Origin of the sequence: Xanthomonas sp. 3075 (genome assembly GCF_014197275.1) — a bacterium.
Taxonomy (GTDB): domain Bacteria; phylum Pseudomonadota; class Gammaproteobacteria; order Xanthomonadales; family Xanthomonadaceae; genus Xanthomonas; species Xanthomonas campestris_B.
Genome location: NZ_JACIFI010000003.1, coordinates 109,793 through 130,972, shown reverse-complemented (window position 1 = coordinate 130,972; position 21,180 = coordinate 109,793). Strand labels below are relative to the sequence as shown.

Genomic DNA, 21,180 nt, shown 5'->3' with positions numbered 1-21,180 from the left:
TTGAACGCGTCAGCGTGGCGATGCGCCCGATCTGGCTGGCCTGGCCGTCGGCGCCCCCGGTGCGGACGGCTTGCTCGGCGCACGTTCGCGCGCTTCGCGTTCCACCACATCCACCTGCGGATCCTTCCACGGCCCGGTGACGTGGTAGGTCTTGGCGCCAATCGCGCCCAGCGGTTTGCCGAGCACCGCATTGGCGGCCGCGCCCACCGCCGCGCCGACCGGCCCACCGGCCACCGCACCGACCACGGTCAGCAGATTGCCGGCCTTGGGGTTCACGTCCACGGTCTGGTCGAAGGTCTGGGCACGCAGGTCGGTCTGTCCGCGAATGCTGATGTCGGCGGCCGGGCCTTCGATGCGGATGGCATCGGTACGCGCGAAGCCGCCGCCAAAGCGGACCTCGCCGTCCAGCTTGTTGAAGGCCAGGCCCTTGGAGAAGAAGTCGCGGAAGTCGAACATCAGCCGACGCGGCAACTGCGCCACGCTGAGCAGGCCGAGCACCCGGCCGGCGCCGGGGTCCACTTCCAGCAACTGGCCGTTGCGCACGTCGACCGTGAGATTGCCGTCCAGCGAGCCAAGCGCAAAGCCGGTCGGCGGACCCTGCCAGCCGGCATTGAGTTCCAGTTGGCCTTCGCCGCCGCGCAGCTGGCCGCCCAGGGTGAGGTTCTGCAACAGGTTGCCGAGGTTGCGGCTGTCCACCCGCGCCGACAGCCGGGTGCTGGCGGCATCGCCCTTGCCGCGCCAGGCGCCGGTCAGGCCGATGTTCTGGTCGTTGGAGCGCAATTGCAGCTGATCCACCTGCATGCCGTCGGTGAGCCGGCTGCTGCGTAACGTGGCCGTGCCCAGGGTCATCTTGCCGACCTGCAGGTCGTCGATATCCAGCGCCAGCGGTGGAATCGACACCGGATCGAATTCGGCCACTGCACGCCGTGCCGGCTCCGGCAAGGCACCGGCCAACGGGTCGCCGGGTTCGGGCGCGGCCGGTTCGGCCGGTGCGGCCACCGGTTGCCAATGCACGGTGGCGAGCTTGCCCTGCACCACCGCGCCATCGGCATTGGGCACGCTGAGCTGGCCGGCCAGCGATGGGCCGTCCAAGGTCACCGCCACCGCATCGCGGGTGGGGCGCAGGCGCAGGCGCGTCTGCGGGAAGACGCCGCCGATCATCAGCAGCTTGTCCACCTGCACGTCCACCTGCTGCAGCGGTACCGCGTCCTTTTTCGGGATTGCCGGCTGGCCCGGCAGCGGCGGCATGTCCGGGACGTTGCCGCCACGCGCCAGGCCGATCCACTCGATCGCATCCAGCGAGCTCGTGCGGCCGACGACCACCAGTCCATTGGCCGGCGGACGCTCGGTCACGGTGTCGGTGCCCATCACCACGCGCACGCCGGTCTGATTGCCCTGGCTGCTGGCCTTGAGCGCGACCAGCTTGCCGAACGCCACGTCGATATCGCCATCGCCGACCGGCAACGCGACCTTGACCCGCGTGTCCAAGGGCTGGGCGGCGGCCTTGTCCAGCGGCGCCGGCAGATCCAGGGTGGTGCCGATCAGTTCCGAGCGCAGACTCAGCAGCGCCTGCGCATCGGCTTGCCCCGGACGCGGCAGCGGTACATCCACCCCCACCTGCCAGGGCGCACTGCCATGCACGTACGGGCGCAGCCACTCCATCTGCGGGGCGCGGTCGAACAACTCACTGGCATCCAGGGTGGCGCCGAAGCGCGCTTCGAAGGCTTGCAGCGGGTCCTGCACGAAGTCGCCCGCGCGCAACGACAGATCGCCGATGCGGCCCTGGTGCTGCACGCTCAGGTGCTCGGCAGCGAAACCGGTATCGCGGTACTCGGCATGGCCGCTGACCTGGTCGAAGGCCAGATTCCAGCGCGCATCGGCCAGCTTGGCGCCCTGCAACGCCACCGTGCCCTGCAGATGGCCGCCCACGCCGTGCGTGCGCAACGGCCGCAGTAAATCGAAGCTCACCGTCGCCGGGCCGGACACCGCGATATTGCGCAGCGTGTCGCCATAGCGGCGCTCCAACGGACTCTTGCGCAGCATGCCCAGCAGTTGCGCGGCGTCGGCCTGGGTGGAAGCACGCACGTACAGCTCGGAGGTGGCGAAGCTGGGAATGCCGGCGTCCAGGGTGGCGATCGGCGCACCTGCCAGCTCGCCCTTGCCCTGCAACGAGAATCCGTTGCCGATGAAGCGCAGGTCGGCCTGTACCTGCTCCATCGCCGGCCACTCCGGATTGAAGCGGATCACGCCGTCGCGGATCTGCCCGAACGCTTCGAAGCGGCCGTCGTTGTGATCGAACGGCCAGTCGTCCAGGTCGCCGCTGACCAGGCCGGTACCGCCGGTGACGACACCGCCGGCCACCGCCATGTCCAGCCAGTCGATCGCCGCCTTGCTCATCTTGGAGCGGATCCAGAACGTGCGCGCCACCGGCAAGGCGACGTCGTCCAGTTGCGCGGCCAGCTGGATGCGCGGGCGGCTGCCATCGTTCTGGAACCACAACCCGCCGCGGACATTGGCGCCGTAGTCCTTGGCCTGTACACGCAGCGCTGGCGTGGCCACCTGCCAGCCGGCCCCCTCGCGCCAGCCGACGATCCGGCCGGCCAGTTGCACCTCGTGCACCACGCCAAAGCCGGTCGGCCAGTCGAACCGCAACGTGGCGTCCGGCGCGGTCTCCAGCTCGACCGCCTGCGCATCGCCATCGATCCGGCCGCGCAGGCCGCTGATGCCCGGCGAGTTGCCCACCGGCAGAAAGCCCAGCTCTTCGATCCGGCCCTGCGCCCGCACCGCGCCGCCCTGCTCGCCTGCAACCTGCAGATCGCTCACCCGCACGTGCGGCCTGGACAGGCTCAGCCAGCGCCGCAGGCCAGGCGACAACCGCTCGCTCAGGGCCGCCGCGGCGATCAAGCCGGAAACGTCCATCTTCTGCGCCACCACCGCATAGCGGCGCCCACCGGCAATGCTCAGCCCGTCCAGCTGCTGCAGCTTGGCCGCCTGGCCCAGCCGCAGCAGAGGCGCATCCAGCCGCCAACCGCCGTCGATGGTCTGCCAGCGCGCGCGCGCCTGCAGCCGTTCCCAGACCAGTGTGCGGCGCGCGGTCTCCTCTGGCAGCGCCGTACCGGACAAGCGCACTTGCTGCAGGTCGGCATCCACGGTGACCGCCGCGATGCGGCGCGCACGCAGCTGCGCCCACGCCTGCAGGCGTCCGCCACCGCCGTCCACGCGCATGCCGCCGAATTGCAGCAACGATGCCCATGCCGACAGATCGGCCGGGTCGGCCTGCGCGTAGGCATGGCCGTCGCCGCTGTCGCGATCGAACTCCAGCACGGTGGTCAACGGCGCACGCTGCAGATCGATCCAGCTGCGGCTGCCCACCTTCACCGTCGAGCCGCTGACGCGCAGGCGCAGGTCGATGCGCGGCAGCGTGGTGTCCAGCCCGATCGACGGGGCGATCACGTGCAAGCGCGCCTCGGCGACCTGGATCTCGCCAAGCCGGCGCAGCGCCTCCAACGGGTCGGACCGCTGCCCGGCCGGCAGGCCCTGCACCGACCACACGCCGTCATCGCTACGTTGCAGCGTCAGCGCCAATCCGCGCAGGCGCACTTCGGTCAGCGAATGGCCGGGCAACAAGCCGGCATACATCGCCAGCAGGATTTCGGCCTGGCCCACGCGCACCTCGCCATGCGGACCGATGCGCAAGCCATCCAACCGCAACAGCGGACCGCGCCGGGTCCACTCGGTCTGCAGGCGATCGAAGGCGATCGGTTGGCCGGCGCGCGCGCTCAGCCACGCGGCGACCTGCTGCGGCCGCTGCTCGGCCAACGGCAGCGCCTGGCTGGCCGCACCCACCAGCAACGCGATCGCCACCAGCGCAAGCGCGGCGGCGGTGATCGCATAGCGGCGAAACAGACGGAGACGACGGCGCAGCGGGGTGGGCATTAACGGCCGGGAATGGGGAATGGGGAATAGGGAATCGTAAGAGCACAAACCGCGCCGCGCGCACGATCATCCATCCGCGCACGCCGCCATTCTAAAGATGTCGCCAGCACCCCGCAGCGCGCCTTTCGCTCCACCCCCATTCCCGATTCCCGACTCTCTATTCTCCGCTTCACAGCAGCACCACATCGAACTGCTCCTGCAGATACTGGTCGTCGGACTGGAAGCGGATGCTCTTGCCCAGGAATTCTTCCAGTTCGGCCACCGCTGCGGATTCTTCGTCGGTGATGCGCGCAACTACCTTGGACGAGGCGATCACCAGCAGCCGCGCGGCATCGAACTGGCGCACCGCACGGGTGATCTCGCGGAAGATTTCGTAGGTCACCGTTTCGGCGGTCTTGATGGTGCCGCGCCCGCCGCACTGGCCGCAGGTTTCCGACAACTGCCGTTCCAGGCTTTCGACGGTGCGCTTGCGGGTCATCTCCACCAGGCCCAGCGGCGAGAACTCGTAGACCGTGGTCTTGGCGTGGTCGCGCGCCAGCGCCTTCTCCAGCGTGCGCAGCACCTGGCGGCGGTGCTCGGCATCGTCCATGTCGATGAAGTCGATGATGATGATCCCGCCCAGGTTGCGCAGCCGCAGCTGCCGCGCCACCGCCTGCGCGGCTTCCAGGTTGGTGCGGAACACGGTTTCTTCGAGATTGCGCTGACCGACGAACGAGCCGGTGTTGACGTCGATGGTGGTCATCGCCTCGGTCTGGTCGATCACCAGGTAGCCACCGGACTTGAGCGGCACCTGCTTGTTCAACGCGCGGCCGATCTCGTCCTCGACCCCGTACAGGTCGAAGATCGGCCGGTCGCCGGTGTACAGCTCCAGCCGCTCGGCCAGCACCGGCATGTACTTGGCCACGAACGCCTGCAGCTGCACGAAGGTCTCGTTGGAATCGACCTTGACCTTCTCCACGTCCTTGCGGATCAGGTCGCGCACCGCCCGCAACGGCAGGCTGAGGTCTTCGTAGATGATGCTGCACGGTGGCGCTTCGCGCCCACGCCGCTCCACCACGGTCCAGACCCGCGACAGATAGGCGATGTCCTCGGCCAGCGCCTCGGCCGGCTGGCCTTCGGCGTTGGTGCGGATGATGTAGCCGAAGCCACCGTGCTGGGCGGAGACCTCGCTGACGATGGTCTTCAGGCGCAGCCGCTCGGCCTCGTCCTCGATCCGCGCCGACACCCCGACGATCTTGGACTGCGGCAGCAGCACCAGATAACGCGAGGGAATGCTGATCTGGGTGGTGAGCCGCGCGCCCTTGGTGCCGATCGGGTCCTTGACCACCTGCACCACGATGTCCTGACCGTCGCGCAGCAGCTCCACGATCGGCACGGCCGCGGCCGGCGGCGGCGGAATCGGGGTCTCTTCGGTATCCACCACGCTGGCCGGCGCCGGCGCCGGACGCACCACGTCGTTGGCGTGCAGGAACGCGGCGCGCTCCAGGCCCAGCTCGACGAACGCCGCCTGCATGCCGGGCATCACCCGCTGCACCTTGCCCTTGTAGATATTGCCGACCACGCCGCGGCGCCAGCCGCGCTCGATATGCAGCTCCTGCAACATGCCGTTCTCGATCACCGCCACGCGGGTTTCGCGCGGGGTGACGTTGACCAAGATCTCTTCCGACATCAATGCGCTCCGAAGGCTGTGAGCAACTGCGAGGTGTGATGCAGCGGCAATCCCATCACGCCGGAATAGCTGCCGGACAAATGGCTGATAAAACGTTCTGCGCGCCCCTGAATCGCATAGGCACCGGCCTTGCCCATGGGCTCGCCACAGGCCGCGTACGCAGCGATCTGCGCGTCATCGAGCGTATCGAAGGTCACCTCCGACACCACCAATGCCTGCGCCGGGGCGCGCTGTGCGCAGACTAGAACCACCGCCGTGAGTACCTGGTGGGTGCGCCCGGACAACACGCGCAGCATCGCGATCGCATCGTCGACATCGACCGGCTTGCCGAACACCCGCTCGCCCAGCACGACCTCGGTATCGGAGCCCAGCACGATCGCGCCGGGGTCGCGGGCCTGCACCTGCGCCAAGCCGGCGCGCGCCTTGTGCAGCGCGACGCGTTGTACGTAGTGCGCGGGCGATTCGTCGGCTGCGCGCAACTCGGGCACGTCCAGTTGCAAGGTCTGGAAAGGCACATCCAGGCGTTGCAGGAGTTCTTGTCGGCGCGGCGACCGGGAGGCGAGATAGAGCATCCGACCAGCATACCCGTTGCCTGTGCTCGCCCGCTTGCTTGCGCGGGCGACAGTGGTCGCGCTTGACTCACAAGCTGTTCATCGCGCTCACAACACGCTCGCCGCACAGACCAGGAGATCTTATGCGACCCACCCTCATGCCATTGTTGCTGGCCCTGTCCATCGCTGCCGGAACCGCCATGACCGCCCACGCCCAGACCGCTCCGAGTTACACCATTCCCAACGACGGCACCCTGCTCAACGTGTCGGCCGAGGCGGAAGCCAAGCGCGTGCCCGACATCGCCACACTGTCTGCCGGGGTGGTCACGCAGGCGGCCGACGGCAATGCCGCCATGCGCCAGAACGCCGAGCGGATGAGCAAGGTCATGGCCGCCGTGAAGGCCGCCGGCATCGCCGACAAGGACGTGCAGACCAGCGGCATCAACCTCAGCCCGCAGTACACCTACAAGGAAAACGAAGCGCCCAAGATCAACGGCTACCAGGCCAGCAACACGATCAGCCTGAAGGTGCGCGACATCACCCGCCTGGGCAAGGTGCTCGACGCCCTGGTCGCCCAGGGCGCCAACGACATCAACGGCCCGAGCTTTTCGATCGACCAGCCCGAACCGGTCTACGACGAAGCCCGCGTGGCCGCACTGAAGAAGGCCCAGGCCCGCGCTGAAACCTACGCCAAGTCGCTGGGTCTGAAGGTGCGCCGCATCGTCAGCATCTCCGAAGGCCACAGCGGCGGTGGCGTGCGCCCGATGATGATGGCCGCCTCGCTGCGCTCGGCCAAGGCCGAAATGGATACGCCGGTTGCGCCGGGCGAAACCACGCTGTCGATCAACCTGGAGGTAACCTTCGAACTGGGGCGTTGATCGCCTCGCTCGCTGCGGCGACGTTTCAGACTGCCCTCTTCGGGGGCAGTTTTTTTTTGCGCGCACGCAACGGACGTGGCGTCCGCCTTACCGCTCGGCACGAGCTCATCGACAAGCGCCGGGCGCTCGCACTCTGCGGATCGGCCCGAGCCGATGCATGCGCCGGCGCCATGCCCGGCACTGCGAAATCGCTTGTGCCCCCGCCTGGGTCGCGGTAAACCTACGCTACCGGATGGAGTACTGCGTCCGGGTCGCGTTGGTCCTTTCCGCAGTTCCGTTCAGGAGGTGGATGATGGTTCGCACGCAGTCTCAGGTTTCTTTCCGCCCCACCGGCATTGACGCCTCGCGCGTTCTGGCGATGAGCACAGCAGTGGCCTTGCACTTGCTGGCCGGCGGTCTGTTGTTGATTCCTCTCTCGTACCGGTCGATTCCGCAGCCTCCCACGCCGAAAGAACGCTGGGTCATGCCCATCACCGTGCCGACGCCCCCTGTGCCGACACCGGTCTTTCCGATCGAGGTGAAGTTCACCCCGCCGCCCACGCGTACGCCGCCGACCACCGTGCCGGTGCAGCTGCAAGCGCCGGTGGTCAGTCAGCCGGCGGTGGTCGATAGCGCATCGCTTGCCCTGCCTGCGGTTGCCGACGCCGCGCCGGACAGCGCACCGGCCATTTCCGCACCCAGCGCGCCGGTCGAGGCAGGCCAGCTGCACTACCTGAGCTCACCGGCACCGAGTTATCCGGTGGCCGCGTTGCGTGCCGAACAGCAAGGCACGGTGCTGCTGCGCGTGCTGGTCGCCACCGACGGCCGCCCGACCGAGGTCAACGTGCAGACCAGCAGCGGTCATCGCGCCCTCGATCTGGCGGCACGTAACCAGGTCCTGCGCCACTGGCGTTTCCAACCAGCGATGCAGAACGGTCAGGCCGTGCAGGCGTATGGCCTGGTGCCGGTGAGCTTTTCGTTGAACTGAGCGCGATACGCGAATGCGGCGATTCGGCATGCGGGTCGCCGCATTCGAGCGTGACGCAGAGAGCGCCGACGATCTGCGTTTACACCAGACGACTCTTGGCTTGGGGGAAAAGCCGACGACGGCGTGACGCCACAGGAGCGCGACCCCGGCTGCAGCGCGGCGCGTGTTCAACATGGGGATTGCACTGTCGGGGCAACGCCGCAATCGCCACGACCGGTAGAGCAGTCAGCATCTTGCAACCCTCGGAGGCGCGTGGCCGGCGAGCAGGGCGCGCAGACGTCTGTCATCGCGGCTTCGAGGATTCCGCCGCCGCATGATGACGGCCAGCGCCGCAGTGGATGCAACTGCGTACGCCGTGCGCACCACTGACGCGCGGTGAAACTTACGCGCGGTGATACGGATGATTGGCCAGCATCGCCGCAGCGCGGTACAGCTGCTCGGCCACGATCAGACGCACCAGCATGTGCGGCAAGGTGAGTGGTCCGATCGACCAGCTTTCGCTGGCGGTTTTCAGCACATCGGACGCGTGACCTTCGGGGCCGCCGATCAGAAACGCCAGATCGCGGCCCTGCCCGCGCCAATATTCCATGCGCTGGGCCAGCTGTTCGGAACTGAGCGGGCGCCCTGGCACGTCGAGCGCGACCACATGCGCATTCTTGGGTAGCGCGGCGAGCACGCGGCGGCCTTCGTCGTCGATGGCGCGTTGCGCATCGCGGCCCTTGCCGCGCAGGCCCGGTTCGATCTCGACCAGCTCCAGCGGCATCCAGTGCGAGAGACGTTTCTGATATTCGGCAAAGCCCTGCGCCACCCAGGCCGGTGCGCGCTCGCCGGTAGCGATGAGTCGGCATTTCATCGTCACATGATATCCGCGTCACAGCCTGGGCAGTCCGTGGCGATTTGCCGTTGTGTGTCATCGCGTGGTTACAGCCGGCAATTAGTGTCACCCAACCACCCAGCCACGCAGGAGTCGTTCGATGCCGATTTTCGATCCCGCCCGCCGCCAGGTCCTCAAGGGCAGCGCCGCCGTCATGGCCGCCGGCGCCCTTGGCAGCTTGAGTGCGCTGCAATCACGCCAGGCACAGGCTGCAACCACCTCCTCGCCGCTGCAGCTTGCGCCGGTGCCCAGCCGCTACGGCCCGCTCGCGCCGGTGGCCGATCAGAGCACCGGGCTGCCGTTGCTGCAGCTGCCGCGCGGTTTCAGCTACCGCTCGTTCGGCTGGAGCGGCGATCGCATGGACGATGGCCAGCCCTGCCCCGACCGGCACGACGGCATGGCCGTGGTCGGCCTGCGGCGTCCGGATTGGCGCCCGGGCAGCGACCCGCTGCGCGGCCTGGAATACGTGCTGATCCGCAACCACGAACGCGGCGCCACCACGCCGCTGCGCGCGCCGGCCATGTACGACACCGGCATCGTCAGCGGCAGCCAGCAGGCCGGCGGCGGCACCACCACCTTGAGTTATGGCAGGCGCGGCTGGGGCAGCCTGGAGCCGAGCCTGGGCGGTACGTTGGTCAACTGCGCCGGCGGCCCCACCCCGTGGGGCACCTGGCTGAGCTGCGAAGAGATCAAGTCCGATACGGTCTCCAGCACCGGTCACAAACATGGCTACGTGTTCGAAGTGGACCCGGACAGCCATCGCACCACCGGGCGTCCGCTGGTCGGCCTGGGCCGCTTCAGCCACGAGGCAGTGGCGATCGATCCGCGCACCGGCATCGTCTATCTCACCGAAGACGACCGCAACAAGGCCGGGCTGTATCGCTTCATTCCCAACGATCGTCGCGGCCGCAACGGCTCGCTGGAGAACGGCGGCCGGCTGCAGGCCGCGCGCGTGCGCGGGCAGCGCAACGCCGATCTCACTGTCGCCAGCATCGGCCAGCAGTTCCAGCTGGAGTGGGTGGATATCACCGAGCCCGATCTGGACAGCATCGTCGCACCGACCGGCTTCCCGGATATCGGCGCCAACGACACCTTGAGCGGGCCGTTTGCGCAGGCCTGGGCCGACGGTGCGCTGCGCATGAGCCGTGGCGAAGGTATCTGGTACAGCTACGGCAAGCTCTTCATCGTCGACACCAGCACCGGCGTGGATGCGCAGGGCCGCCGCGGTTACGGCAATGGCGCGGTGTGGGTGCTGGACCTGTTCACCCAGCGCCTGAGCGCGCTGTTCGTCAGCGGCAATCAGCTTGCGGCGCATAACCCGGACAACGTCACCGTCAGCGCGCGCGGCGGCGTGGTGTTGTGCGAAGACGGCGGCGAGAGTCCGGACGAATACGGTCCCGGTGCGCGACTGCTCGGACTCACCCGCAGCGGCGAATCGTTCTATCTGGCCAAGAACAACGTGCAACTCACCTCGCAGCAGATCGCCGATGCCGGCAAGACCATTGCCGAAGGCGATTACCGCGATACCGAGTTCTGCGGCGCGTGCTGGGATCCGCTGGCGCGCACCTTGTTCGTCAACATCCAGACACCGGGCATCACCCTGGCGATCACCGGGCCTTGGGAACGCGGGCCGTTGTAGGCGAGGTGCAGGAAAGCAGGCTTCAGGAAGACGCCAGCGGCGTAAGCCCGCCGCAATGATCGCCAGAGCCATGCGCGGCCGGACGGAGCAGGTGTCCGTCCGGCCGCCTCTTAAGGCGGCTGACGACATGCCGCACGCCAATGACACTGTATGAACACCTCGCACGCAGCTGCGGCGACGGCCCCCTAAGGCGTCTTGCGCGCGGCGCGCATGAACGCTGCGCACAGACTGCAGCCAGACGGATTCGTGGCGCGCGGTAGACGGCGATTGCGCTACCCCGGGGCTGCCCGCCGATTCCGCGCAGCGCGCCGAGGACGCGGCGCGTCAACGCGCCCCGGATGGACGTGGCGCGCGTGGCGATTGCGGCATCCAGGTGCGTCCGTTCCAGGCAACGCGCCTGCGCATGTCGTGATCGCGCGACCGGCATGTCCATTGCTTGCGGAACGTGGAACAGCTCACGCCGCGAGGCTCGTTTGCCGGCTGGCCTGCCAACTCACTGGAGAACTCGACACTCCGCGCGGGCAGCAACGCAAAACACAGCAAGCACCGCGGCCTGCCAACTGGACGCGCGTGTCAGAACCAGGGCGCGTCGGGCATACTGGCCATGGCGCGTTGCAGCTTCAACCAGCGCTTGAGCGATTGCGGATCTTGCAGCTCGCGCAGGTCGTGACGCGCGTGGATCACCTCGTCCTCGATCTCGCGCTTGAGTTGCGCCATCAATCTGCTGAGCCGTTCGGGCTTGGGGCGCGACTGTAGATCCAGTCCGTATTCGGCACAGAAGTTCTCCGACTGTTGCAGTACCTGTTGCTGAAGATCCTTGCACTGCCGATCCAGCTCGCGGTTATAGTCCTGCAGCCGCGCCGCGCTCATCGCATTCACGCCTTGCGCGTCCAACAAACCGATTTCGGCCTGCAATTCGAGCAAGCCCAGCAGATCGCCAGCCTTGTAGGCGGCATTGAGCCGCTGCATGAGGAGGGTGCGCGAGGCGTGGTCGTCGGCGTCCTTGGCACGGTCCGGGTGCAGGTTGCCGGCCAGCTTGCGATACAACTCGCGCAGTGGTGGCGGTTCGGTACTTTCGACACCCGCTTTTTTCTCGGCACGCTTGCGACGTTGCGTGTGGCGTTGCTGCTGCTGCGCATGTTCCTGCTCCAACCGCTCGCTGACGCGCGCGTAGAGCTCTTCGGGCGAGTCGACGCCATCCAGTTCGTCGGCATCCAGCCCGTAGGCCTGGCCGAGAATCTGCTTTATCAGCGCATCGGATTCGGAAACGTCCTGATCGTAGCCGACTGCGCTATGGCGGTCGTATATCGGCCGCAGCGCGTCATGTCCGGCCTCGATCAGCGGGCCGGCGATATCGCATAGCAACTCGGACAGAAATTCGCGATCGGCCTTGCCCAGTTTGACCGTGGCGTGCGCGCGATCGAGCTCTTCGACCAGCGCGATATCGGCGGCGCGGCGATGGTCGAGCAAGGGCTGCAGTTCGCTGTGGTAACGCTCGCGCCACTGCGTAAGCGCCACCTGCCAGGCCTGCAATTCGCCGCGATGACGTTCCAGATCGCGCAGCAAGCGGTCGAAGCGCTTGCGTGCCGGCGACAGCGGCGCCCCGGAGGCCAGCGCAGGTTGGCTGCGCAGTTGCTGCAGCGCCTGCGAGGCAGGCGCATCGGTCGCGGGTCGGGCCTTGCGCGGCATACCCGGCTCACTCACTCTTCAGGATCGGCATCTGCATCGTCCGGACGCTGGTCGCCAACGGTCCACAGCCGCTCCAGCGCATAGAACTCGCGCACGCGCGGCAGCATCACATGCACCACCACGTCGCCCAGGTCCACCAGCACCCACTCGGCCTCGCGCTCGCCTTCCACGCCCAGCGGCATCACGTCCAGGCGCTTGGCGAACTTGACCACCTCTTCGGCGATCGACTTCACATGGCGGGTCGAGGTGCCCGAGGCGACCACCATGTAATCGCAGACGCTGGACTTGCCGCGCACATCGATCTCGACCACGTCCTTGGCTTTCAGTTCCTCGACGGCTTCGCGCACGGTGGCCAACAGGTCCGGCACGGACGGCGGCGGATTCGGAATGGAGGTCTTGATGACTTGAGCTTGGGTGGTCAAAGCGGGCAACTCGATGGAATTGGCGTGAATTATAGGCCGGTCCGGCCGGATGCGTGTTCAGTTAACCGGGCACGTGGCCATACAGGTGTGCGTGCGCGATGAAAGCCGCCACCGGCGGCGGTACCAGCGCTTGCCAGGCACCCCTGTCGGCAATGCGCGCGCGCACCGCGCTGGCCGATTCGCTGCGCAGCGGTTGATGCAGTCGCCACAGGCGGCCGGCCGGCGTGGTGCCCAGTTCGCCCGCGCTGGCCGCCCACCGGCCCTGCACCGCCTCGGCCAGCTGCGGCGCGTCGGCCAGGTCCAGCGCGATGCCCGGACGCGCGGCGATGACGAAGTGCGCCAGGGCGAACAGCGCTTCCCACTCATGCCAGTGGCTCAACCCGACGAAGGCATCGGCGCCGAGCAGCCAGGCGATCGGTGTGGTTGGGCCGAGTTCGGCACGCAGTTCGCGCAAGGTCTCGACGGTGTAGGACGGCGCGCTGTCATGGCTGGCGCGTTGCAGTTCGCGGGTGTCCAGCAGCAGCCCGGCGGTATCGGCCAGCGCCAGTTCCAGCATGCGCGCGCGTTGCGCGGCGGTGGCGCCGGGCGCGGGGCGATGCGGCGGATCGGCGGCCGGCACCAGATGCACCAGCGCGCCGAGTTCGTCGCGCGCGGCGCAGGCGATGGCGAGGTGGCCCAGGTGGATCGGGTCGAAGGTGCCGCCGTAGTAGACGTGGAGCCGGGAGTCGGGAATCGGGATTGGGGATTCGGAAGAGCGAGGCTTCAGCGCTGCGGAGCGGGAACCGATGAGCGGCGAGGTGGGAGCCGCGCTGCTGAAGGTGGCCGCAGGTGCGGCCTGGCCGGGTGTTGCGCTGTGTCGGGAGGCGGAGCGCGCGTGGCGGTTGGCGGAGGCGTGGTCTCCGGGGGCGGCATCGCCGGCTTTCACGCCAGCAATCTCACCGCGCGGGCTTCGGCCACGGCCACCAGCAGGCGTTCCAGGCCGACCCAGGGGTCGCCGTCGGCGCGGCCCTTGGCCATGCGATCGACCCGCGAGGCTTCGGCGACAAAGCGTTCCCAGCGACGCGGCTCGGGGTGGCGTTGCAACGCGCGCTTGAACGGCGCCTGGCGCGATTCCCAGATGCCTTGCGATTTCATTTCGGCAGCGAGGTTGCCCCCGTTGGCCTGCACCTTCGCCAGCGATGCGGTGCGTAGCAGTTCCTTGATGAGGATCGGCATCAGCGCGGCCACCGCCTCGCCCTCGGCACGCAGGCCGGCGAGCATGCGGATCACGGCGGCCGGCTGCCCGGAGAACGTCGTCTCTGCCAGACGGAACACGTCGTAGCGTGCGGCATCGGCGACCAGCGATTCCATCGCCTCCAGGTCGAGCACCTTGCCGTCGGCCAGCAGCACCAGCTTGTCGATTTCCTGCGCGGCGGCCAGCAGGTTGCCTTCCACCCGCTCGCTCAGGCGCTGCACGGCGGCAGCATCCGCACGCAGGCCCTGGCTGCGCAGGCGGCGCTCGATCCAGTCCGACAGCTCATGCGGTTTGATCGCCCAGGCCACCGAAATGGTGCCGATGCGGCCGATCGCCTCGGCCCACTTGCCCTGATGCGCCTTGCTCCAGTCGTTGGCGGTGATCAGCAGCACCACATCCGGCGGCGGGTTGGCGCAGAACCGGGTGATGACCTCGGCGCCGTCCTTGCCCGGCTTGCCGCTGGGCAGGCGCACCTCGACCAGCCGGCGCGGGCTGAACAGGCTGGGCGCGTTGAAGGTGGCGTCCAGTTGGTTCCAGTCGAACTCGCGGCCATCGGCGTCGAACACTTCACGCTCGCTGATGCCTTCGGCACGCGCGCGTGCACGCACGGCATCGGCTGCTTCCAGTACGCGTAGCGTCTCTGGACCGGCAATCAGATAAGCCGGCTGTAACGGCTGGCTGGACTGACCGGCAAGCTGCTCGGGGCGAAGTTCCATGACTGCGAAAGCGCGCGACGCTTAGTTGTTCGACGACGACTGCGATGCAGGCGGCAACGCGGCGGGCACGCTCGATTCGGGCGGTGTCGTTGGCTGCGCAGGCGGCGTCTCGGCTGGCGGCAGCGGCGCACTCGGCGTGCTTTCCAGGGTTTCGCCGCGTTCCAGACGGGCGCGCACCACGCTGTCGATACGACGCAGGATCGAGGCCGACATGTCCTTGCGCAATTCGTCGGCAAGGATTTCGCGCTCGGTCGCGGTACCGGTGGCATCGACCGGCGGGGAGACGTAATCGCGCGACAGCTCGATCACCTGCTGCGGCACCAGCACCGAGCCATTGGCGGTGGTGACCGAGAAGATCGCCGCGTAACGCAGGCTGTATTCCTGCGCACGGCCCTGGCTGTCGATGGCGATCGGCAGATCGCCCCAACGCTCGGACAACACCTGCACCTGCGCAAAGCCGGTCTTGGCATCCTCGTCGGCCAGGGTGGCGCCAGAGGCCTTGAGGCCGCGCCGCAGCAGCTTGGCCAGTTCGCTGTACTGCACCGCAGACTGCACTTTCACCGCCGGGGTATCGGGCGGCAACGCCAGCGAATTACGCAGATGGAATCCGCAGGCGGTGAGGCTCGACACAAGCACGAGGGAGGTAGCGAAGGCAGTAGGGAATCGAATCATGGGCACAGTCTGGATGAGCGCCCCGGCGGCGGCAACAGGCGGCTAGCCTGCCCGACACCGCGTGAACGGGGCTTGAGAGCGCCGCAGTAAAACTGCGGCGGCCGGTGATGACAAACGCGTCGCCACGCGCCAGTGAAATGAATCGGCAAGAACGACCGCAGTCCCCTTGCCTGCGCGCCAGTGCAGGAATTACCTGAAACTGCCGCATCAACCTAACCTACGCACCGCCACGCCGATCCGGCGAACTACCCGAAACGGCGGCTGCGACCCGACCAATCAGAACCAATCACCCCGCCACGATATTCACGATCTTGCCGGGCACGATGATGATCTTGCGCACGCTCAGTCCTTCCAGGAACTTGGCGGCGTTCGGCTCGGCCTGGGCCAGCGCTTCGATCTGCTCGCGTCCGGCATCGGCGGCCACCTCGATGGTGCCGCGCAGCTTGCCGTTGATCTGCACCGCCAGGGTCAGCGCATCGCGCACCAGCGCGGCGGCATCGACCTGCGGAAACGCCACGTTTTCCAGCAGCGTCTCGCCACGGCCCAGCACCTGCCACAGCGCGTGGCTGGCATGCGGGGTGATCGGGTTGAGCAACAGCACCATCGCTTCCAGCGCTTCCTGCCGCACCGCCCTGCCCTGGTCGCTGGCGTCGTCGAACTTGGCCAGCGCGTTGGACAACTCCATCACCGCGGCAATGGCGGTGTTGAAGCTGTGGCGGCGGCCGTAGTCGTCGCTGACCTTGCCGATGGTCTCGTGGGTCTTGCGGCGGATCGCCTTCTGCTCGGCGCTCAGCGCGGCGGCATCCAATGCAGCGGCAGCGCCTTCGCCCACATGCTTGTGCACCTGCACCCACAGCCGGCGCATGAAGCGCGCCATGCCGTCGACGCCGGCCTCGTTCCATTCCAGCGACTGCTCCGGCGGTGCGGCGAACATCGAGAACAGGCGCACGGTATCGGCGCCGTACTTGGCCACCATCGACTGCGGGTCCACGCCGTTGTTCTTGGACTTGGACATCTTCTCGGTGCCGCCGATAACTACCTGCCGTCCGGCAAATAAGAACTTTCCTGGCTCACCTTTTGCGTTTTTAGTCGAAACCATATTTAGGTTTGCTGCAAAAACGCCAACCTTATTAAGGTTTCCTTTACCTTCGACCAAATTCCCATCTAAATCCAAACTTCCTTCAGGGATCCACGCCGTTTTACTTCCATCAGCGTGAGTGTGAACACTTACTTCCGAGGGATTGATCCACTCTTTGTTCCCATCGGCTAATTCGATGTAGTACGACGGAGCGATGACCATGCCCTGGGTGAGCAGGTTGGTCACCGGCTCGTCGCTGTCCACCAGCCGCGCGTCGCGCATGAGCTTGTGATAGAAGCGGAAGTACATCAGGTGCAGGATCGCGTGCTCGATGCCGCCCACGTACAGGTCGGCCGGCATCCAGTAATTGGCGCGGCGGTCGACCATGTCGCGGGCATTGGGGCTGGTGTAGCGCGCCACGTACCAGCTCGACTCCATGAAGGTGTCGAAGGTGTCGGTCTCGCGCTCGGCCGGGCCGCCGCACTCCGGGCAGGTGGTCTGGCGCCAGCTCGGGTCGGTCTTGATCGGCGAACCGGTACCGGCAAATTCCACGTTCTCCGGCAGCACCACCGGCAACTGGTCTTCCGGCACCGGCACCGCGCCGCACTTGGCGCAGTAAATCACCGGAATCGGGCAGCCCCAGTAGCGCTGGCGGCTCACGCCCCAGTCGCGCAGGCGGTAATTGATCCGGCGCTGGCCCTGGCCCTTGCGCTCGAAGCGCTCGGCCAAGGCCTCGAACGCGCCACCGAAATCCAGCCCGTCGAACTCGGCCGAATTGATCAGTTCCAGCGGGCGGCTCTTGTCGGTGTACCAGTCGCGCCACTCGGTGGCGTCCCAGCGCTGCTCGTCGTCGTTGCGCGGCTCGCGCAGCTTGACCACCTGCACGATCGGCAGGGCGTACTTGTTGGCGAACTCGAAATCGCGCTGGTCGTGGCCCGGCACCGCCATCACCGCACCGGTGCCGTAGCCCATCAGCACGAAGTTGGCCACCCACACCGGCACCTGTTCGCCGCTGATCGGATGCACCGCGGTCAGGCCGGTGGCCATGCCGCGTTTTTCCTGGGTTTCCAGCTCGGCTTCGGAGACGCCGCCGTGCTTGAGCGTTTCCAGCAGCGCGGCCAGCTCCGGGTTGGATTTGGCCGCATGCAGCGCCAGCGGGTGCTCGGCGGCGATCGACACGAAGGTCACGCCCATCAGCGTGTCCGGGCGGGTGGTGAACACACGCAGCGGATCCAGCGTAGCGCCGTTGGTGTCGCGCACGTCGAACTGGATCTCCAGCCCTTCCGAGCGGCCGATCCAGTTGCGCTGCATGGTCTTGACCGAATCCGGCCAGCCGTCCAGCTGGTCGAGACCGTCGAGCAGTTCCTGCGCGTAATCGGTGATGCGCAGGAACCACTGCGGAATCTCGCGTTTTTCGACCAATGCACCGGAGCGCCAGCCGCGGCCGTCGATGACCTGCTCGTTGGCCAGCACGGTCTGGTCGATCGGGTCCCAGTTCACCACCGCGTTACGGCGATAGGCCAGGCCCTTGCGCATCAGCCGGGTGAACATGCGCTGCTCGTGCACGTAATACTCGGGCGTGCAGGTGGCGAACTCGCGCGACCAGTCGATGGCGTAGCCCAGCGACTTGAGCTGACCGCGCATGTGTTCGATATTGGCATAGGTCCACTTGGCCGGCGCGGTCTTGTTCTTGATCGCGGCGTTTTCCGCCGGCAACCCGAATGCGTCCCAGCCCATCGGCTGCATCACGTTGTGGCCGGTCATGCGCTTGTAGCGGCTGACCACATCGGAGATGGTGTAGTTGCGCACATGGCCCATGTGCAGCGCACCGGACGGGTACGGCAGCATCGACAGGCAATAGAACTTGGGTTTCTCCGAGTTCTCGTCGACCTGGAAGGCGCGGGTGGCATCCCAGAACTGCTGGGCGGAAGTTTCGACCTGCTGCGGGTCGTAGGCGTTCGGTTCGACGGTGGACATTGGGAGCGGATGCTCGGGCGGTGCAAAGCGGAACAGGGTACCGCAGTGCGGCAGGCGCTCCAAACCGCAGACTCAGCCGGGCGCCCTGGCCGGCCAGCGCCAGGCGGCCACCGCCAGCCAGCCGACCCAGGCCAGAAACGCCAGACGCTGGGCGATGGCCTGCCGCAACAGCCCCGGCGGGCCGAACGCCAGTACCGCCACCAGCAACCCGGCGCCCAGGCTCAGCCAGGCCAGCGCGCGGGTGCCGGGCTGGTTGAGCAGCGCGGCGGCGATCAGCAACATGCCGGGAACGAACGCCACCGCCCACAGCAACCAGGCGCTGGCATGGGCCTGACTGGCACGGCCATCCAGGTCGGCAGGATCCAGCGGCAACGCGCCCATGCCGACAAAGGCCAACCCGGCCAGCACGATCAACTGCCCGCCCACGCGCAAGCCCCAACCCGACTTGGCCGGCATGCGCGCCAGCAGGCTGACCCCGGTGGCCATGCCAAGCGCACCTACCATCACGAACGCCAGCAGGTTGAAGCCCAGCGCATGCGGAACGCCGTCTGCGCCCAGCAGCGCCACCGGATGGCTGGCCTGCAGATAGCCGGGCAGCGCCACGCCGAAACCGGCCACCGCCAGCACGAACACGGTCGCTGCGATCAGCCCCAGGTAACGTTGGGCGCCCTCGATACTTGCCATCGTCTTGCTCCGACACGGGGCGCACGCTGCGCCGCCAGGACGCGGCATTGTCGTGCCGGGCGCGCGCGGCGTGAACCCCTGGCCTGGTGATGGCTGGCCTGGCTGTGGCCAGTCGCAGCATGGTCGGCCTGGTCATGCGCGAGTTGGTGGCAGCAGCCCGTGCCCGTTGGCCTGGGCAGGGCAACCTTGTGTCGGCCGGGTTTGCCACCATTACGTCCCACTGTTGCCGTCATCTCTTCAGGAAGCCCATGTCCGACAAGCCGCACGTATTCGATGCCACCACCGACACCTTCGAGACCGAGGTCCTGCAGAAATCGTTGACGACACCGGTACTGGTGGACTTCTGGGCCACCTGGTGCGGTCCGTGCAAGTCGCTGACGCCGATCCTGGAAAAGCTCGCCGCCGACTACAACGGCGCGTTCGAGCTGGCCAAGGTCGATGTCGACAAGGAGCAGCAGATCGCCGCCGCCTTCCAGATCCGCTCGGTCCCCACCGTGTTCCTGGTCAAGGGCGGCGAACTGGTCGATGGCTTCCCCGGCGCGATGCCGGAAGGCCAGGTGCGCGAATTCCTGACCCAGCACGGCGTGCTGCCGGCGGAGCCGCAGGTGGCCGAAGAGCTCCCGCCAGCACCGCTCGACCCGCAGGCGCAGGCTGCCGCACTGCGCGAGGCGATCGCTGCCGAGCCGGACAAGGACGAACTCAAGCTGGATCTGGCGCTGGCGCTGCTCAAGGTCGGCGACACGGTCGAGGCCGAGCAGCTGATCGATGCCCTGCCCGCCAACCTCGCCACCGACGACCGCGCGGTGCGCGCCAAGGCGCGCCTGAGCTTTGCCAACGTGCTGAAGGACGCGCCGGATGCCGATGCCCTGCAAGCCACCCTGGCCGCCAATGGCGCCGATCTGCGTGCGCGCCATCTGCTCGGCGTGCGCCACCTGCTCGACGGCAACGACGAGGCCGCGCTGGAGCAGTTCCTGGAAATGCTGCGACAGGACAGCAGCTTCGACGACAACCTGCCGCGCCGTAGCCTGATCGACGCGTTCCGCGTCATCGAAGACGAGGACCTGGTCGGCCGCTACCGCCGCAAGATGTCGGCGCTGGTGTTCTAGAGCGGCCGGCAAGATGGCGTAAGCGGTCGTCGGGGGTGCGTGCGGACGGCGCGCCCGGAACCGAAATCCACGCGGAGCACCTGCCGCTCCCGAGCACCTGCCGCGCCCGCCTGACGCCTGCGCAGTTGTCTTGTCAGCCGCTCTTCAGCGGATTGGGCGATCGGGCATCCGATCCGGCGGAGGTCGAGCCGGATTGCGACAAGGCGGCCAGGACTATCGGGCACCCCGCTGCAGTCGTGCGCGCTCGATGGCCTGCGCGGCTCGCTTCGGCGCCGTGCGGGGTTGTCCCAACGCGACGCGGACCACTGCGACGGACACGGTTCGCTCCGGAACTGCGCCAATGACCGGCGCACAAAGCGCATAAAAGCAGAGAAAAACGCCGCGATATCGACCTGAAGCGCACACACGACTTCTGGCAAACAGGCCGACCCTGGCGGCCCGCCTGCCATCCATACGCATGCGAATGTTATGCTGCGCGCCCGCCCTGCCATGGAACCTGGCCGCATGCGCGCTTCACTGTTCAAGCTCGGCATCAACCTGTGGCCGCCCTACCTGTTCGCCGGTATCCACGTCACCGTGTTGTCGGCCGATTACCGCTACGCACGCGTGGAGCTGCGGCAGCGCCCGTGGAACCGTAACTACGTCGGCACCCATTTCGGCGGCAGCCTGTTCGCGATGACCGACCCGTTCTGGATGCTGCTGACCATGCAGAACCTGGGGCGCGACTACTACGTGTGGGACAAGGCCGGCAGCATCGAGTTCGTCAAGCCCGGACGCGGCACGGTGAGCGCGGATTTCGTCATCGAAGACAGCGTTCTGGCCGAATTGCGCGATGCCACCGCCGGCGGCGAAAAATATCTGCGCTGGTTCGAAAACGAGGTACACAACCGCGATGGCGAGGTCGTCGCGCGCGTGCGCAAGCAGCTGTACGTCAAGCGCAAACCGGCACGCTGAGCATGTCGCGGGCCATGTGCTTTGAGGCGAGTGCAAAGCGGCCAGTGGCGCGCTGCCACAAGGCGAGCGCTTTCCAGCCTGGCCTGGGCAACGCGCACAGCGCAGTCTCGGCGCGCCATGGGCCACGTCCCCGC

16 protein-coding genes are annotated in these 21,180 nt (G+C 67.4%); 5 read left to right on the top strand and 11 right to left on the bottom strand.

Annotated features, from left to right (window positions below):
- Positions 1–9: 9 nt before the first annotated feature.
- From GGR62_RS04210 to GGR62_RS04200, 3 genes are all read right to left on the bottom strand, one after another.
- A complete protein-coding gene (locus GGR62_RS04210) occupies positions 10–3,936 on the bottom strand; it encodes a YhdP family protein (RefSeq protein WP_184406724.1) in 3,927 nt (1,308 codons plus the stop codon).
- 169 nt (positions 3,937–4,105) lie between these two features.
- Entirely contained in the window at positions 4,106–5,605 is a 1,500-nt protein-coding gene (gene rng / locus GGR62_RS04205; protein ID WP_184406723.1) for a ribonuclease G, read from the bottom strand.
- The gene (locus GGR62_RS04200; protein ID WP_184406722.1) at positions 5,605–6,177 is read right to left on the bottom strand and encodes a Maf-like protein; all 573 of its coding nucleotides are present in this window, start codon (positions 6,175–6,177) and stop codon (positions 5,605–5,607) included. The genes rng and GGR62_RS04200 overlap by 1 nt, the downstream gene beginning before the upstream one ends.
- A 122-nt stretch (positions 6,178–6,299) precedes the next feature.
- On the opposite strand from GGR62_RS04200, the gene GGR62_RS04195 reads away from it, so the two are divergent.
- Both GGR62_RS04195 and GGR62_RS04190 read left to right on the top strand, forming a co-directional pair.
- On the top strand, positions 6,300–7,034 hold the full coding sequence (locus tag GGR62_RS04195) for an SIMPL domain-containing protein (protein ID WP_184406721.1): 735 nt from the start codon (positions 6,300–6,302) through the stop codon (positions 7,032–7,034).
- Positions 7,035–7,323: 289 nt separating this feature from the next.
- Positions 7,324–8,001 carry an energy transducer TonB gene (locus GGR62_RS04190; protein WP_184406720.1) on the top strand — a complete coding sequence of 226 codons (678 nt, stop codon included), beginning with the start codon at positions 7,324–7,326 and terminating at the stop codon, positions 7,999–8,001.
- A 382-nt stretch (positions 8,002–8,383) separates the two neighbouring features.
- Here the strand turns inward: GGR62_RS04190 and rlmH are convergent, their stop codons facing one another.
- Complete coding sequence (gene rlmH, locus GGR62_RS04185; RefSeq protein WP_184406719.1) at positions 8,384–8,854, bottom strand: 23S rRNA (pseudouridine(1915)-N(3))-methyltransferase RlmH; 471 nt, start codon at positions 8,852–8,854, stop codon at positions 8,384–8,386.
- 121 nt (positions 8,855–8,975) lie between these two features.
- Here rlmH and GGR62_RS04180 point away from each other — a divergent pair, with 121 nt between their 5' ends.
- Positions 8,976–10,514: an alkaline phosphatase PhoX gene (locus GGR62_RS04180; RefSeq protein WP_184406718.1), complete on the top strand. Its 1,539-nt coding sequence runs from the start codon at positions 8,976–8,978 to the stop codon at positions 10,512–10,514.
- A gap of 573 nt (positions 10,515–11,087) precedes the next feature.
- Here GGR62_RS04180 and GGR62_RS04175 read toward each other — a convergent pair.
- From GGR62_RS04175 to GGR62_RS04145, 7 genes are all read right to left on the bottom strand, one after another.
- Positions 11,088–12,203: a J domain-containing protein gene (locus GGR62_RS04175; RefSeq protein WP_184406717.1), complete on the bottom strand. Its 1,116-nt coding sequence runs from the start codon at positions 12,201–12,203 to the stop codon at positions 11,088–11,090.
- An 11-nt stretch (positions 12,204–12,214) separates the two neighbouring features.
- On the bottom strand, positions 12,215–12,625 hold the full coding sequence (gene rsfS, locus GGR62_RS04170) for a ribosome silencing factor (RefSeq protein WP_184406716.1): 411 nt from the start codon (positions 12,623–12,625) through the stop codon (positions 12,215–12,217).
- Positions 12,626–12,686: 61 nt separating this feature from the next.
- Positions 12,687–13,412, bottom strand: a complete 726-nt coding sequence (gene nadD, locus GGR62_RS04165; protein ID WP_326520235.1) for a nicotinate-nucleotide adenylyltransferase — start codon at positions 13,410–13,412, stop codon at positions 12,687–12,689.
- Between the two features lie 134 nt (positions 13,413–13,546).
- Entirely contained in the window at positions 13,547–14,575 is a 1,029-nt protein-coding gene (gene holA, locus GGR62_RS04160) for a DNA polymerase III subunit delta (RefSeq protein ID WP_184406714.1), read from the bottom strand.
- Between the two features lie 21 nt (positions 14,576–14,596).
- On the bottom strand, positions 14,597–15,247 hold the full coding sequence (lptE, locus tag GGR62_RS04155) for an LPS assembly lipoprotein LptE (RefSeq protein WP_184406713.1): 651 nt from the start codon (positions 15,245–15,247) through the stop codon (positions 14,597–14,599).
- Positions 15,248–15,533: 286 nt separating this feature from the next.
- Entirely contained in the window at positions 15,534–18,302 is a 2,769-nt protein-coding gene (gene leuS / locus GGR62_RS04150; RefSeq protein ID WP_184406712.1) for a leucine--tRNA ligase, read from the bottom strand.
- A 72-nt stretch (positions 18,303–18,374) separates the two neighbouring features.
- Entirely contained in the window at positions 18,375–18,986 is a 612-nt protein-coding gene (locus GGR62_RS04145) for a DUF998 domain-containing protein (RefSeq protein ID WP_184406711.1), read from the bottom strand.
- Between the two features lie 248 nt (positions 18,987–19,234).
- On the opposite strand from GGR62_RS04145, the gene trxA reads away from it, so the two are divergent.
- Both trxA and GGR62_RS04135 read left to right on the top strand, forming a co-directional pair.
- Entirely contained in the window at positions 19,235–20,092 is an 858-nt protein-coding gene (trxA, locus tag GGR62_RS04140; protein ID WP_184406710.1) for a thioredoxin, read from the top strand.
- A 504-nt stretch (positions 20,093–20,596) separates the two neighbouring features.
- Positions 20,597–21,046, top strand: coding sequence for a DUF4442 domain-containing protein (locus GGR62_RS04135; protein ID WP_184406709.1), 450 nt, complete (start codon positions 20,597–20,599; stop codon positions 21,044–21,046).
- Positions 21,047–21,180: the final 134 nt, after the last annotated feature.